This window comes from Vibrio marinisediminis (genome assembly GCF_014050145.1).
Taxonomy (GTDB): domain Bacteria; phylum Pseudomonadota; class Gammaproteobacteria; order Enterobacterales; family Vibrionaceae; genus Vibrio; species Vibrio marinisediminis.
Map to the genome: position 1 here is coordinate 1 of NZ_JACFYF010000081.1, position 345 is coordinate 345.

Annotated in this window: 1 pseudogene; it reads left to right on the plus strand. The window is 66.1% G+C overall.

The window, feature by feature from the left end:
- Positions 1-345, plus strand: a pseudogene (locus tag H2O73_RS23490) (50S ribosomal protein L2); the annotation flags it as partial.

The window sequence follows — 345 nt, forward strand, 5'->3', positions numbered from 1 at the left end:
TTCGACGTGGAAGGCGTGATCACCCGGATCGAATATGACCCGAACCGGACCGCCTTCATCGCGCTGGTCACCTACACCGATGGCGAGCAGGCCTATATCCTGGCCCCGCAGCGCACCGCCGTGGGCGACAAGGTGGTGGCCTCGCAAAAGGCCGATATCAAGCCGGGCAACGCGATGCCGTTCTCGGGCATGCCGATCGGCACGATCGTGCACAATATCGAGCTCAAGCCCGGCAAGGGCGGCCAGATCGCCCGTGCCGCGGGCACCTATGCCCAGTTCGTCGGTCGCGATGGCGGCTACGCCCAGATCCGTCTGAGCTCGGGCGAGCTGCGGCTTGTGCGGCAG